At 38.4% G+C, this 14,951-nt stretch carries 11 protein-coding genes and 1 pseudogene; 6 read left to right on the top strand and 6 right to left on the bottom strand.

All coding sequences use genetic code 11. The features are described from left to right. Window positions 1-275 precede the first annotated feature (275 nt). From eif1A (MSKOL_RS10000) to MSKOL_RS19300, 6 genes are all read right to left on the bottom strand, one after another. Window positions 276-605 (bottom strand): translation initiation factor eIF-1A, encoded by a 330-nt coding sequence (eif1A, locus tag MSKOL_RS10000; RefSeq protein WP_156151156.1) that lies wholly within the window; start codon window positions 603-605, stop codon window positions 276-278. 1,275 nt (window positions 606-1,880) lie between these two features. Beyond that, complete coding sequence (locus tag MSKOL_RS19295) at window positions 1,881-2,084, bottom strand: CxxC-x17-CxxC domain-containing protein (RefSeq protein ID WP_082091092.1); 204 nt, start codon at window positions 2,082-2,084, stop codon at window positions 1,881-1,883. An 856-nt stretch (window positions 2,085-2,940) separates the two neighbouring features. Beyond that, a complete protein-coding gene (eif1A, locus tag MSKOL_RS10020; RefSeq protein WP_369799544.1) occupies window positions 2,941-3,285 on the bottom strand; it encodes a translation initiation factor eIF-1A in 345 nt (114 codons plus the stop codon). 80 nt (window positions 3,286-3,365) lie between these two features. Beyond that, window positions 3,366-3,509, bottom strand: coding sequence for a hypothetical protein (locus MSKOL_RS10025; RefSeq protein WP_156151038.1), 144 nt, complete (start codon window positions 3,507-3,509; stop codon window positions 3,366-3,368). A 303-nt stretch (window positions 3,510-3,812) separates the two neighbouring features. Beyond that, window positions 3,813-4,019, bottom strand: a complete 207-nt coding sequence (locus MSKOL_RS10030; RefSeq protein WP_048120641.1) for a CxxC-x17-CxxC domain-containing protein — start codon at window positions 4,017-4,019, stop codon at window positions 3,813-3,815. Window positions 4,020-4,735: 716 nt separating this feature from the next. Next, window positions 4,736-4,957 (bottom strand): CxxC-x17-CxxC domain-containing protein, encoded by a 222-nt coding sequence (locus MSKOL_RS19300; protein ID WP_082091094.1) that lies wholly within the window; start codon window positions 4,955-4,957, stop codon window positions 4,736-4,738. An 824-nt stretch (window positions 4,958-5,781) separates the two neighbouring features. On the opposite strand from MSKOL_RS19300, the gene MSKOL_RS10035 reads away from it, so the two are divergent. The 6 genes and pseudogenes from MSKOL_RS10035 (at window position 5,782) to MSKOL_RS10075 (ending at window position 14,674) form a co-directional block, all read left to right on the top strand. Beyond that, window positions 5,782-7,236: an NAD(P)/FAD-dependent oxidoreductase gene (locus MSKOL_RS10035; protein ID WP_048155786.1), complete on the top strand. Its 1,455-nt coding sequence runs from the start codon at window positions 5,782-5,784 to the stop codon at window positions 7,234-7,236. Window positions 7,237-7,861: 625 nt separating this feature from the next. Then, on the top strand, window positions 7,862-8,515 hold the full coding sequence (locus tag MSKOL_RS10045; RefSeq protein ID WP_048155792.1) for a methyltransferase cognate corrinoid protein: 654 nt from the start codon (window positions 7,862-7,864) through the stop codon (window positions 8,513-8,515). 19 nt (window positions 8,516-8,534) lie between these two features. Next, window positions 8,535-9,911 (top strand): annotated as a pseudogene (locus tag MSKOL_RS20135) (monomethylamine:corrinoid methyltransferase). 784 nt (window positions 9,912-10,695) lie between these two features. Next, window positions 10,696-11,547, top strand: coding sequence for a hypothetical protein (locus MSKOL_RS10065; RefSeq protein ID WP_231592177.1), 852 nt, complete (start codon window positions 10,696-10,698; stop codon window positions 11,545-11,547). Window positions 11,548-11,970: 423 nt separating this feature from the next. Then, window positions 11,971-12,609: a hypothetical protein gene (locus tag MSKOL_RS10070; protein ID WP_197078752.1), complete on the top strand. Its 639-nt coding sequence runs from the start codon at window positions 11,971-11,973 to the stop codon at window positions 12,607-12,609. 532 nt (window positions 12,610-13,141) lie between these two features. Then, window positions 13,142-14,674, top strand: a complete 1,533-nt coding sequence (locus tag MSKOL_RS10075; RefSeq protein WP_052725410.1) for a NosD domain-containing protein — start codon at window positions 13,142-13,144, stop codon at window positions 14,672-14,674. Window positions 14,675-14,951 lie beyond the last annotated feature (277 nt).

A 14,951-nucleotide genomic window follows, 5' to 3' on the forward strand; every position in this document is an offset into this window, starting at 1 on the left:
CCAGGAAAATGAACGAGAGAAGTGTTTCCCACATTAGTTACAGGTTGACTGATTATAAGTTGACTATGGGATTATTAACTAAAAAATTTTAGTTATACCGCCTCGGGACCAATCAATTTGAATTTAAGACATTTGATAGTATAAATTTAAGCGGTTCTTAAGCTTGTGGTTTCATGTCCTGATTTTAAACCTGACTTCCAAAGCAAGAGGTTGCCACAGGTTAGTTGAATCGCAGATTAAAGTTACTATAAGTGAATAAAGTGTTTCAGGCATCCTCAGTTAAGGTATCCTTTTCTTTCAAGCCATTCAATCTGAGGCCTTGTATATTTCCAGGTAACATCGGCTTTGGAGTCCTGAATTTCCCATGGGTTCGCTATGACTATATCGCCTTCGCGAATCCACATTCTCTTGTTTTTGGACCCGGGAATTCGTCCCATTCGGACCACACCGTCCATACACTGTAGTGTGACTCTTTTAGAACCGAGTAAACTTAATACTGTTGCCAGAACTTCGTTTCTGTCCTTTCGAGGAGTGCGTACTCTTGTTACTTCATGAGTATCTCCTGCAACCGATTTTTTTGATCCTGAGTTTTTCTGTCGGATAATGCTTCTATAATTAGCCAAATTAATTCCTCCAATACTGGTTTTGTTTCAACTGCTTTAATTTAAAATAAGCTTTCTCTGATTTTAGTCTCAGTTCGGCTTGTTTTTCCGTCTTTCCGGATATCTTTATAGATTTATACCATAGAGATCTTAACATTTTTAGGGATACTTGGTTAGATTCTCTGATTAAATTGTTATTTTTTGTTCTGTTTTTATTTTCCAAGAAATCTCCCAAATAAAAGGTAAAAACAAAGAGAATAGTCAGTGAAAGTGAATTGAGTATCAATTCGGACTATATCTTAAACTGGCTCAGCTTTGATATAGATGCGCAGATATTAGTATATTTGAGACCTTCAGTGATTACAAAGTTCTTATTTGTCAATAAACCGACCTTCCTATGGTCTGTTTGAATGGAACTTCGGTCTCAACCCTGTATTCAAGTAGCCAGAACAGATAAACTTGTGAATTTCGCTCGGGTTGCCGTTACCGCCTCTGAAACCTTCTCGGTGAATTTTTCGGTTGCCGACAAGGTAAGAATTTCCTCTCATAAAAACCCATTTTCCTCTGTCATAAAAACCCATTATTGTTTCACCTCCGTTTATAGCGGATACATATATTCGATAAAAACATGATCGGATATCATCGATAAAACAAAAATGGAGCTATTAATAACAGATTATATATCTCTTTATTTTCAACCGCTTCTACGTAGTTATTTACTTATATAAATTTTCCTGTGAACAAATGGCCAGAAAAGTCCAAAAATTCAAAGTAAATTAAAAGAAATAAAGATCTTTTTCAAGAAATAAGCATCAATATACTTGAAATAAACATCAATATACTTGAAATAAACATCAATATACTTGAAATAAACATCAATATACGTGGGAACTTGTTGGCTTAATTTAAATAATTACAAAAGAAGACTCAGTACCAACATATAGTGATAAAAGTAAAATTCAAAATCACTAGATTTTGTAAATGGTTATCATCCGTGTAATAAAACTTAGTTATTCAAGTCTTTAGATAGCGAATGTCGATTTTGATAAAAACTGGATTCTTCTTGCTAATTCAGGTTTTTTATCAAAAATGCAAAAATCACTGGATTTTGGAACAGAGTCCAAAAGAATCTAAAATACATAAATCAATTAGAAGAATATTATTATCGTTCAAATAAAAATATTATTCAATACAATATATAAAAGAAGAGAGTCCGTTTTGCTGCTCAAACTAAACGGACATAATTTGTAAAATAGAATATTTTGAGTGAACCTAGAATTAATATCTGTTCTCTCTGGGTTTCCTATGTTTAGGAAGACACTCTCTGCAGTAGACTGGTCTGTCAGGGTCAGGCTTGAAAGGAACCTGAGTTTCAGCGCCGCAGTCAGAACAGATCGCGGTGTACATTTCCCTGGGACCTCCGAAACCTCCACGGTTGCTGTCTCTTCCCCTGAAGGAATTTCCTCTGTCATTAAAAGCCATTTTCTTTTCACCTCCGCTTACAGCGGATAGTCCATAGTTTAAAAATAAGGTTGTATATTACTCTTTGATTAAAAACAGAAACTAGTTTTTAATAACAGATTATACATCTCTTTATTTTTAATGTTCTTAGTATACGGTCAAATTATATAAGTTTTACTCATAAAAATCAAAATCACGCCGAAATTTTTGCTGCTTTAGAGTTGCTTCTGCTTATTAAAAAACTCTGACCATATAGTTTCTTACGGACAGAGACACAGTTGCAAGTTGAATTCCACTATCCAGATGAGAAAAACTAAGAGGATGAACTACTCCTTCCTAAACTCCTTGAATTTCTCAGAGTTTTGAGGGAGAAACTTACAGGACGCAAAGCCCAAAAAGAATACTTAGTGTTCTTATCTTAGTATTCTTCTCGTTCCATTCTCCCGCCTATTGGCGACGAGTCTACAGGGCCTACTCCACATTTTGCAGGTGAAGGAATATCAAAATGTAAAATATACAAGCGTGATAATACTTGAGATGCTATTAAGCTTCCGGCTTTCATTTCATCTATCACTTGTTGGCTCTCGCAGAAAATTGTTGAGTACGGGGAACTTCCCGCCCTGGAGTTAAAAACTAAGTTAGTGAAACTGAGTAAGTGAGTGAGTCAGCTAAATAAATTAAAGGCTGTGGAGTGAATTATAAACAAGTTATAAAAGTTGAAGTTGAGTTAAAAAGAATAAAGGTAAGGTGAAGAGATTAAAGGCAAGAGCTTGAAGAGGGAATATGTAAGTGGGAAGAAGTTAACCGCAAACTGTTAAAACTGGAGTATAATCAGAGTAAGCTGGTTTTATCAAGTTTTACGGTACTATTTCGGTACTTATTTGAGGTACCCTTTTCTCTCGAGCCACTCGACCTGGGGCCTTGTGTACTTCCAGATCACATCGGCTTTAGAATCCTGAATGTCCCACGGAGCGACGATTACTACGTCCCCCTCATGTATCCACATTTTCTTATTTTTGGACCCGGGAATCCGGCCCATTCGGACTACACCGTCCATACATTGCAGTGTAACTCTTTTTGAACCAAGTAAACTTGATACTGTTGCCAGAACTTCGTGATTTTCCCTACGCGGTGTGCGTACTCTTGTTACTTCCTGAGTAGCGGGCACTGAACTTCCAGTTCCTGCTTTTCTTTTTCTTATATTGCTTCTATAGTTCGCCAGGTTAATTCCTCTTATTATTAGTTTGTTATGTCAAATTTATTGCGATCTGCTTTTATTACTCTGCTTTTATTATGTCATATTTATGACGCCAGATTTTTCAAAGCTTCTGTATCTACGGATGCATCATGTACTTTGATGTTAAGGTTCATAAATGGATAGGGATTAAAGAACCCTTTAAGATCTGAAATCCCGGAAAAAACCTGAATCTCAGGAAGCGTTCTCATTTCAAAGATTCTTAAAGATCCTTTAATTGTTCTTAGTGTTATTTTTCGTTTATACTGAGAGTTTGCTTCAAACACCTCATAGCACTTTTACATCATAGCACTTTTATTTCACATACAAATTATAAAAACGCCTGTAATAGTACTCAGGCCCCACTCAACAAACAAATTGTAAAGAGTCATTAAATTCAGGGTTCCGATATCCTTCACCAGCTATAAGGTAAAAATATAGCTTAAAAATGGAATATGTGTTGAGATTTTTCAAAATCAACACTTTACCTTGAGTTTTACTTAAGAAGCTTTATTTTAAAACTTCCTGTGGTTAGGAAGGCAATCCCTGCAATAAACTGGCCGGCCTTCGGTCGGTTTGAATGGAACCTCAGTTTCAACCCCGCAGTCAGAACAGATAACCTTGTGCATTTCTCTGGGGCCGCTGTTGCCGCCTCTGAAACCTCCGCGGCCGCTGTTTCGGTTGCCACCACGGTAGGAACTTCCTCTGTCATTAAAACCCATTTTCGTTCACCTCCATTTGCAACGGATTCATATGCTCGATAAAAACATGATCGGATATAACTTATTATTTAAAAACAAAAATGGAGTTTTTAATAACAGATTATATGTCTCATTATTTTTACTATAATACATAACCACTTCCATGTTATATAAGATTAATCCAAAAATAACTGAAAAAAATAGAAGCGGACTCCTCAAAATCACATTCTGCCCCCCCTCCAAAAAATAAGGTGATTTTGCAACAACTAACTAAACTTTTTTGAGTCAGTTGTGAGCACATGCTCAACAAAATCAATGATTTTGGCTTGAATCCCACAATGTTCAAAAAAATCCAGTTTAAATTTTGAGAATTCAATAATAATTTCGGCAGATCTAACGATATGTAATGAATATTAACTCATTAATAGGGAATAAAGAGTAAAATTAGTAATATACTATAATTCAATAATAATTTCGGCAGATCTAACGATATGTAATGAACATTAACTCATTAATAGGGAATAAAGAGTAAAATTAGTAATATACTATATAACTAAATAAATTAAGTTGTGTTTTTTGAGAGGGGTCGGAGTGCGAGCTCAAAGAGAAAAGATTCTGTATGAGAATTATATATAAGAATAAAAGAAGTTTGAAGAATAAAAGGAGTCTGGAAACCTCTGTTACAGAAAGGTTTCCAGTGATAAAATTAAAATAAGAAAATTCTGGAATTTCTGGATTTAGAACTTTCTGTGGTTTGGTAGGCAGTCTCTGCAGTAAACCGGTCTTCCTTCAGTTGGCTTGAATGGAACCTGTGTCTCTACACCACAGTCAGAACAAACGGCGGGGTACATTTCTCTGGGACCGCTGTTGCCACCTCTGTAACCTCCGCGATTGTTGTCCCTATTTCCCCGGTTGCTATCTCTTCCCCTGAAAGAGTTCCCTCTGTCATTAAAACTCATTTTCGTTTCACCTCCGCTCATAGCGGATATAGTCTAGGTTGCTATAAAAATAAGATCTATACATTCTTTTATTAAAAACAAAAATGAAGTTTTTAATAACAGATTATATGACTCTTTATTTTTACTGCCAATATTTCCCAAGCTCTTATCGTATATAAACATATCTGCGAAGACAGTAGTTTAATCTTTAGAATCTCAAGTTAGCTTTTAAAATATCTAATCTAATTCGATACTGTTTTTAGCTTTTAAAATCTCTAGTCTAATTCGATACTGTTTTATCCCAAAATTATTTCTCATTTTAAATATGGCTCTTTGTCATTCCCTGTGGATAAGATGATTTTCAATTCAAGACCGAATTGGTTTTTATGAGAATATTATGAGGATATCCACACAAAAAATTGGAAACGATGGGAAAATAAATATTATCTTAAAAAAAATTCTGTTTTATTTTTACGTTAGGGGGTCGAGATGTAAAAAACTTTATACGAGTTGCAATCTACGTTTTAGCCGTAGCAAGTAGTATGTTAAGAAGATAATCTACGTTTTTGGTGATTTTTACCACATCAACTGTTAACTATAAATACTATTTTTCTCTCTATGGTACTCTACAAATGTAAGCCAGAACTCAAATGTAAAAACATAAATCATAAATTATATAATATAATTTCAATACATTCCGGAAGTAAAATAATTTTTATAGTTTTAACATATTTTGTTTAATCCTTCCACTAATATAGAATTCTATTGTGAGTTGAGAGAAATAAGGTGCATACTGCATTTGACTATAACTTAATTCACTGGAAAAAATTGAGGTAGTTTAGGGTATGAAAAGATACGATGTAATTGTTGTTGGGGCGGGCATAAGTGGACTTCTTGCAGCGCTTACTCTTTCAAAGCATGGAAAAAAAGTCCTTGTTCTTGAAAAAAGACGAAATTTGGGCGGGAACTGCAACAGCTACATGGTAGATGGCTATCAGGTAGATACAGGAGCACATGCAATTACCCATCTTATTGAAGGGCCTCTGAAGAGGTTGATGGATAACTATTTCGATTTTTTACCTGTGTTTGAAGACTATGGACATTACTATGTTCGAACTGAAAATGCTTTTGTCAAAATTCCTTCCAACCTGAAAGATTTCGTGACTTTTGATGTACTTCCAAGAAAAGACAGGGTATTGCTTTCACAGACCCTTACAAAAGCCTTTACCCTTTCCTCATTCGGAATAGATCTGTCCAACCAGTCAGTATATGATTTCCTGCCGAAAAGTCTTTCAAAGGAAACTTACGACTTTGTGGATACCATATCAGCTTTTCTCTCTGGCAGGTCAATGAAGGAAACTTCTGCCCAGCGTGTTCTGTCTGGAAGCAGTTTTGTCAGAGACAGCATCACCCAAGAACAATTTGATGCAATGATCGGAAGACTGGAACAGAAAAAATCCCAATCTACAGAGTCTATCCTTGCCTCAATCCTTCCATATCACCTCCACGCTTCTCTTCAAGCCAGGATGACAAAGGTCACCCAGCCCTTTACCTCTCTTGAAAGGCTTGCAACAAATAATGTAAATTATTCTCAGGGCTATCCCAGAAAAGGCTTAAAAGCCCTGCTTAACGCCATTCTTTACTCTCTGCCGGAAACTGTTGAAATCAAAAATGAATGTGAAGTTAAATCCATCCTTGTACAGGACGGAAAAGTTTCAGGCGTAGAAGCCGATGAAATCTATAACTCTGACCTTGTTATCTACACAGGTTTTGCAACCGAGCTTCCCAGACTTATAAAAGATCTCCCTGAAGAATATATGGAAAATCTGAGAGGTATCGTCCATAGTAAAAGCCTGACCATCTGGCTTGGACTGGAAAAAGATTTTCCCGATTTTAATTATACGGGCTCAGAGATCTGGTTCAAGGATTTCGCCTACTGGGCAACTCCTATAAGTAACTATGACCCTTCGCTTGCCCCAAAGGACAAGCAGCTTATTGGATTTTCCTTCGTGATTGATGAAAATAAAAACGAAGAACAGGAAACAGAAAAGGCCTACGAAACGATTTTCCGGGCTCACCCAAACATTGAGAAATATATCGATATGCAGCACGAACAGATAATGGTCCCGGAAAAAGCCGCAGTTACGATTGACGGGAAATTTGCAGATATTCGAACCCCTGTTCGCAACCTCTATGTAGCGGGCACTGATACTGACAAGCGCAGCATGGGAATTACCCGGGCTTCATATTCGATTATTGAGCTCCTGAAGATTCTTAATGAAGATGGGAATCTTCATTAAAGTATCTGTTTTATGTTAGAGCAGGAAAAATAATATTCTGACTAATACTTCAGGACAGACCAATGTTTTATCATAATTTTTATTAATTGGAATAGGACTTACGCACTTGAGCAACAGAATCAATTACGGAAAAGACTGTGGATTAAAGTCGCGGTTTAGACCGCTGGTGGCCTGTTGCTGTTGATTTTCAGTTCAACTACGTAAGTCATGGAAAAAGTTAGTGATATTTCAGATTTTAAAAGAATATTAAACTTTAAAAGAAATATTACGCCTTATATCTGGGCCAACAGGCATAATTTTCTCTTTTTTCAGATGACTGTGAAGTTAATCGAAAGTTTTTCATTTTCAGATAGGTTTTTTCTATTATATAGAAATTTTTCATTTCTGCTTCAACTTTTTTTATTATTATAGTGAGATTCTCTTGCTTTTTTTCAAAAAAATCAATCAAAATATATTTATAGTATTTATTGTTGCCCGCATATTATTTAACACAAAATATATATACCATCTGCGCTGAGGCAAAAGATATATATAGATAAGGAGGCAATGAGATTCCGATATCCGGCAAGTGGAAAACTAATTCCTGACCGGCCAAACGTGAAAAACAAAAAGAAGTGATAATGGGATGACAAATACTGAAATCTTTGATAAGTTACGCGACGCAATCGTAAATCAAAACGTCGCAGGTACTCCAGAGCTATGCAAGGAAGCTCTGGCTTCAGGAATTCCGGCACTTGACATTATTACAAAGGGCCTTTCCGTTGGAATGAAAATTGTCGGTGACAAGTTCGAAGCCGCCGAGATTTTTTTGCCTCAAATTATGATGTCCGGAAAAGCAATGAGCAATGCAATGGAAGTCCTTACCCCTGAACTTGAAAAGAACAAGAAAGAGAGAGAAGAAGCAGGACTTGCCATCACCTTTGTTGCAGAAGGGGATATTCACGACATTGGTCACAGGCTTGTTACCACAATGCTCGGAGCAAATGGGTTCCAAATCTTTGACCTTGGAGTTGATGTGCTTAATGAAACCGTTGTAGAAGAGGCTGCAAAGCACAAGGGAAAAAAAGTCCTCTTGGTAGGCTCTGCCCTTATGACCACCTCCATGCTTGGCCAGAAAGACCTTATGGACAGGCTCAGAGAAGAAAACCTGAGGGACGATGTAAAGTGCATGTTCGGAGGAGCCCCTGTGTCTGATAAATGGATTACCGAGATTGGAGCGGATGCAACTGCAGAAAACGCTGCTGAAGCTGCAAAAGTTGCACTTGAGGTAATGAAATAATCCTGGGAGGCAAAAGAAAATGACATTTAGAAAGTCCTTTGATTGCTATGATTTCTACGACAGGGCAAAAGTAGGAGAAAAGTGTACTCTGGACGACTGGGACCTCATGAAGATCCCTATGAAAGCAATGGAACTCAAGCAGAAGTACGGGCTTGACTTCAAGGGAGAGTTTATCCCAACAGACAAGGATATGATGGAAAAACTCTTCAAGGCCGGCTTTGAGATGCTCCTTGAGTGCGGAATTTACTGTACCGATACCCACAGGATCGTAAAGTACACTGAAGACGAAATCTGGGATGCGATCAACAATGTCCAGAAGGAATTCGTGCTCGGTACAGGCAGGGAAGCAGTAAATGTCAGGAAGAGAAGTGTTGGGGATAAGAAAAAGCCAATTGTACAGGGTGGACCTACCGGTTCTCCAATATCGGAAGACGTGTTTATGCCTGTTCACATGAGCTATGCCCTGGAAAAGGAAGTAGACACCATCGTTAACGGTGTAATGACTACAGTGCGTGGAAAAGCGCCTATTCCAAAAAGTCCATACGAGGTCCTTGCCGCAAAAACTGAAACAAGGCTGATTAAGAATGCTTGCGCCATGGCCGGTAGGCCTGGCATGGCTGTCTAGGGCCCAGAGACCTCCCTGTCCGCTCAGGGAAACATTTCCGCGGACTGTGCCGGCGGAATGACCTGTACGGACAGCCACGAGGTCTCGCAACTCTGTGAACTTAAGATCGATCTCGATGCAATTTCAGTAATTGCTCACTACACTGCAAACAGCGACATCATTATGGATGAACAGATGCCGATCTTTGGCGGGTACGCTGGCGGCATTGAAGAAACAACTATAGTCAACATTGCAACCCACATCAACTCAGTTGTCATGAGCAACGCAAGCTGGCATCTGGATGGGCCTGTCCACATCCGCTGGGGTTCAACCAACACCAGAGAGACACTGATGATTGCAGGCTGGGCATGTGCAACAATTTCTGAATTTACGGATATACTGTCAGGTAACCAGTACTACCCATGCGCAGGCCCATGTACTGAGATGTGTCTGCTCGAGGCTTCAGCCCAATCCATTACCGACACAGCATCAGGCAGAGAAATCCTCTCAGGAGTAGCCTCAGCAAAGGGCGTCGTTACCGACAAGACCACAGGTATGGAAGCCAGGATGATGGGAGAAGTAGCAAGGGCAACTGCAGGCGTAGAAATCTCCGAAGTAAATGTAATCCTTGACAAGCTTGTCGCCCTCTATGAGAAGAATTATGCAAGCGCACCAGCAGGAAAGACCTTCCAGGAATGCTACGACGTAAAGACCGTAACACCAACTGACGAGTACATGCAGGTCTACGACGGAGCAAGGAAGAAGCTCAAAGAGCTTGGACTTGTATTCTAAAATAAAAATAAACATAGTTTATTAAAAATGAAAACTGCTTTCAAAATAGAATTCAGTTGAGAAGTTGCTTAATTCTTCAACTGTGTCTGGACTTTTAGTCCAGATTTCCATACTTTTGAGGTACTTTCTGAATACTTTGAATACTTTCTGAATCCTTATTGAGTGCTTTTTTTCTATACTCCTCTTCACTGTCGGTATATATTTAGCATGAAAAGGTACCATCTGCAAGCAGTTTCATTGGTTGTGCATGTTATTCAAAGAATGTCATGTTCGTTTTTCTGTGGAAGTAACATCCTTTTTGAGTGCATCTATTCTTTCAGGCGCAGGTACATAATCCAAACTGGTTGATTTTGATAAGAGGAAGGCATTAATTGACTCAAACAAAGTTGTACAAATGAGTTTCCTGCAATAAGTACCGCACCCTGAATATCAGATTTGTAAAAAAATAGAATAGCTGCTTGCGAGAAAACGGTTAGAGACGGACAAGAAGAAGGGAATGAAACTTATCCTTCATAATAATCGTTTTGGTCGTGGTGTGTGAAATGAGGCTTTAAGATCTACCCGCAAGCAACCGGATTCTTATTACCTATAAGTAATATTTATATTTTTCGATGAGTGCTATTTCATAATAACAATTTCCAGTTTATTCCGACCTTCAAGTGACGAAACATTTCTCAACAGTGCTTTTTCCATGACAAAGCTCATATTCTCACATATCCATACTTACTTGAGAGAGAACCTGGGGGCATGAAGGATTATTCTACCGCTCGATGAAAACGAAGCTTTGGAACTGGGACTTACTCTGGTTAATGAAAGAAATGAAACCGAAATCAAAGAAGTCCTTAGCTACCTCTTCGAGCTTGCACTGAAATACGCAAAAGAAGGACAGGAAAACGACACAAAAAGATTGATTGAATATATCAAAAATATAGGAAAAGCGGCAGCTATTGCAAGGCTTGAACCGATTGTTGTCAATACGCTTCTGCTTTTTCCCCAAGTTGCCACAGAGGCATGCAAGCAGAATATGGAAAATGCTCTTGTGAGCATAGCACTCGCATTCGGAGAGATTGGAAAGACCGCAGCAGGACAAAAAATGGAGGCTTCCGCAAGGATCGCGTCTTCCTGCCTTGGCGAGATGGGAAACACTGCAGCTTCGCGAGGAGCTAAAAAGGAAACAATTGCAGTTATTTTCGCTCTTGGGGAGATTGGAAAAAGCGTTACATGGCAAAAGCTTGGTGATGTTGCAAGCAGCACAGTTGTCCTTCTCGGGGAAACCGGAAAGGCTGCTGCAAGCCAGAAGTTTGAGGACGCGGTATTAAACGCCGAGCTGTTGCTACAGGAGATCGGGACAGGGGCGATTGAAAAAAACCTGAAAGAAACTGCAGACATGAGTGTGCGTTCTATCCAGGATATAGGAAAAACTGCAGATCTCCAGGGGCTTGATAAGGCTTTGCTTCAGGCAGCCTATTCACTCGAAGCAATTAAATTTAATGCCGAAGACCGCTATCTGATGAGTGCATCCATAATTGCTGAAGTAGCTCTCCTGCACTTTGAAAGATTGAAAATTGAGAGACTGGAAGATAAGCTGAATAAAATTTCCAGGGGAAAGAAAAGATCACCAGGTACAGGTTTATGAACTGTTACACTCAGTTTAACGATTATTCATATTGAGTTAATCAGTTTGAGTTAATCAGTTTGAGTTAATCAGTTTGAGTTAATCAGTTTGAGTTAATCAGTTTGAGTTAATCAGTTTGAGATTAAATCGCAACTCCCGCCTTCTTTACAGGGAAAAGAGTGCAGGAAGGATTATCTGGTCTTAAGGTGCCTTTTCCCAACATAAACTTTTAGTGGGGTGTTCTGAACGTCTATTTCAAACGAAACAGGGGCAACGGATCTCGGGCTAACTTCAGTTAAGGAAAATGATGAGCTTGGAGTATTACGATCCATAGATTTCCTTACGGAACGAGGAACCGAATATATAAATAGAAAACTTGAGCCCGATGCAAAAAAGGCTGTTATCTGTATAAGGGACATAGGTAGCGCGGCTGTCTTTCAAAAAATGGAAATTGGAGTATTTTTATCACTTTTTTCGCTTGGAAAGATGGCTGAAATTGCAAGAGAGCAGAAAATGACTGATACCGGTTTAAGCATCCTTTACTCTCTCTGCGCAATTGGTAAAGCAGCGGTTGGGCAAAACATGGAGTCTGCGGTCAGGATTGCAGTCGCATATCTTGGAGAAATTGCGAACTCTGCCTCACTTCAGAAGACGGAGAGAGAGGTGCTTGCAGCAGCTCTTGCTATAGGGTCCATAGGAAAGGAAACCTTCGGGCAGCAGAGTATCCGGGTTCCGGAAAACGGAGGATTTCTTCCTCCAAAGTCATGTATCCTTTTATCTCAACCTCCTGGAAAAGAGGCTATTCTCTTCTCTAGAGAATTTCCGGGTATTTTTAGCCTGCTTGTTCAACAGGGAGGAGAAGCTGATTCTCTTCAGGATATTCCTGTCCTTTTGGAGAGCGAATCTTCTTATACGGGTTTTACCGAGTTTGAGAATCTAATCATAAGAACTGCTAATTCTCTAGGAACAATGATTTTTGAAGTTAAAGATAAATTTTTAATAAGCCACATGCTTATGACAAAACTTGCCCTTGACACTCTCAATGGATCTGAATATATACACGAAGCCGAATCTCTTGATTGAAAACTTATAAAATTTTAAAATGCCGTTTTATCCGAATAGCTTTGATTCTGATTGTGTTCCTGGGAATCACCAGATTTCATGGGAACTGTAAAACTGGGAATCAACATAATTGAGTTCATGCGTCTTCTGTTAAGTGAGAAATTGTGACAAACTGTGTCCATTTACACAATGCTTGCTAAATATTTTATCAAGTTATAAGCTGAACCAGAGTATCGATTTCACGTAAATAGGCCAAAATTGAAAGCGCTGGTTTCTAATGCAAAATCGATACTTTCTGGCAAGAAAATTCCTTAACCGATGACCAATATAATTGAGTTAAGTGGCTGCATTGGTAGAGTACTGAAAACGGTTCTAATTCTAGCTACTGTTGAGTGGTTTGAGAAATGCGGGAAACTTTAACATTTAAGGTATATTTTTCAGAATATATATTTCATAATGATTTTTATTCCCATTATTCCTCTTACAAGTTGTTATAAAATCAAGATTTCTTTTTTGCCAGGTTAATTTTAGTAATTTTAGGGGTCGTTGGTTCATGGAAAGGAAATTCACTCAGGCTATTCTCATAATTTCCCTATTTATACCTTGGACAGTAATTACTCAAGCTGAGGCTGCGGTTGTAATTGTAAATAACAGTGGAGATAATAACAGTGGAGCTGGAAATTATACTTCGATCCAGGAAGCTATCAATAATGCACATGACGGGGATACAGTCCTTGTTAGCCCTGGTGTATACAGTGAAAATATAATAGTCAACAAGAAACTTACAATTCTCTCCCATGCCATGCTCTCAGGCAGCCAGACTAACCGCACTTATATTATAAGTACAGCTTCTGACAATGCGGTCTTCAGTATCAGCTCAGATAATGTGACGATAAACGGTTTTCATATTGCAGGAGGTCCTTTCGAAAAGAATACATCTCAGGAGGTTGGACTTTACCTTGAAGGTGTAAGAAACTGTTCTTTAAAGAACAATACGCTGATACTAACTGATAAGGGGATTGTTCTCAAGAATTCTCAGGACAACTACCTTAATGGAAACCTTGTAAGCTTCGGGAATGAGGGAGTTGTGCTTGATAATTCAGAGGAGAATGTACTGTCAAACAATTGGGTAATGAAAAATAATCAGGGAATTTCGCTGAATAATTCCTTTAACAATACTCTTGTTAACAACACAGCAGGTTCAAACGGAGTGGGCATTCTCCTTCAAACATCTCAGGGAAATAAGCTTGCTTATAACCTCATTTTGAAAAATGAATATGGGGTTCTCGGCCAGAAAGCATGGTCCAATATTTTAACCAATAACAATCTTTACCTTAATGACATTGGTGTGGACCTCAGGAGTTCATCAAATAATTCGTTCTATGAAAATGAATTTATTAACTTTCTGAATGCCGTAGACGAAGGAAATAATATATGGAACAGTAGCTCGGCAGGTAATTTCTGGAATGATCATACAGGGATAGATTCCGATGGAAATGGTGTAATTGATAATCAGTACGTCATTAACCATATCATCGGAGCAATTGACTATATGCCTATGGTAAATATGCCTATGGTAAATAGGATTTCTTCAGGCAATAGCTCCAGAGCTTTGGGAGCTAATGGCAACATTTTGTTGTCGCTATTTGAAAAAAAATACCCCGAAAACTCAGCGAGTAACCGCAAAAAAGGAGTTGTTATCGAAACAACCGAACTTGGACAGATAAACAAATTCCTTGAGAGAGGCCCGGTCTTTTTGAAACTTGGAGCTGAATGGTGTGGAGCCTGCCAATCTATGAAACCTATTATCGATGAGCTGGCTTCCAGGTACGGAGATAGAGCAACAATAATGTCCATAAATATAAACAAAAATCCTCAACTTGCAACTTATTTTGATGTCGGCTATATTCCAGACTCTTCCATGATTATGGGTATTGAAAATGGAACATATGTTTACATGCAGCTAGATGGGAATATTACCACAGATAGAGTAAAGGCAAGAATTGTTGGACTGAAAGACAAAGAAGTGTACGAAAAAGTTCTGGGAAACGCCCTTGCCTATAAAGAAAAAGACAAATCGGGATGAAAGAGTCCATTGGTACGTAATTTCAACTGAATTCAAAACATACTTTCTGAAAAAACGGAAACTCTTTTTTGAATGAACTGCTTCGGTTACAAAATAGTAACACTAATAACCTCGTAACTTCATAGAGTAAGCCAGACTCTATTTCCTGCGCAGCCCGTATATCTTACGCAATAATCTGAAGTCGAAAATAGTGATGAAACATACAGGCAAGAATTATAAAACCTGCGGGATAAAAGTTGAAGCTTAATGTGTTCTATCAATAATAAAGGACGCTAAA

It is taken from the genome of Methanosarcina sp. Kolksee (assembly GCF_000969945.1).
In the GTDB taxonomy this organism is placed as follows: Archaea; Halobacteriota; Methanosarcinia; order Methanosarcinales; family Methanosarcinaceae; genus Methanosarcina; species Methanosarcina vacuolata.

Bases quoted from the DNA above. Each gene is read 5' to 3' on its own strand.
- MSKOL_RS19295 (WP_082091092.1), bottom strand. From the start codon at position 2,084: ATGGCTTTTAATGACAGAGGAAATTCCTTCAGGGGAAGAGACAGCAAC.
- MSKOL_RS10025 (WP_156151038.1), bottom strand. From the start codon at position 3,509: ATGAGAACGCTTCCTGAGATTCAGGTTTTTTCCGGGATTTCAGATCTT.
- MSKOL_RS10030 (WP_048120641.1), bottom strand. From the start codon at position 4,019: ATGGGTTTTAATGACAGAGGAAGTTCCTACCGTGGTGGCAACCGAAAC.
- MSKOL_RS19300 (WP_082091094.1), bottom strand. From the start codon at position 4,957: ATGAGTTTTAATGACAGAGGGAACTCTTTCAGGGGAAGAGATAGCAAC.
- MSKOL_RS10035 (WP_048155786.1), top strand. From the start codon at position 5,782: ATGAAAAGATACGATGTAATTGTTGTTGGGGCGGGCATAAGTGGACTT.
- MSKOL_RS10045 (WP_048155792.1), top strand. From the start codon at position 7,862: ATGACAAATACTGAAATCTTTGATAAGTTACGCGACGCAATCGTAAAT.
- MSKOL_RS10070 (WP_197078752.1), top strand. From the start codon at position 11,971: ATGGAAATTGGAGTATTTTTATCACTTTTTTCGCTTGGAAAGATGGCT.
- MSKOL_RS10075 (WP_052725410.1), top strand. From the start codon at position 13,142: ATGGAAAGGAAATTCACTCAGGCTATTCTCATAATTTCCCTATTTATA.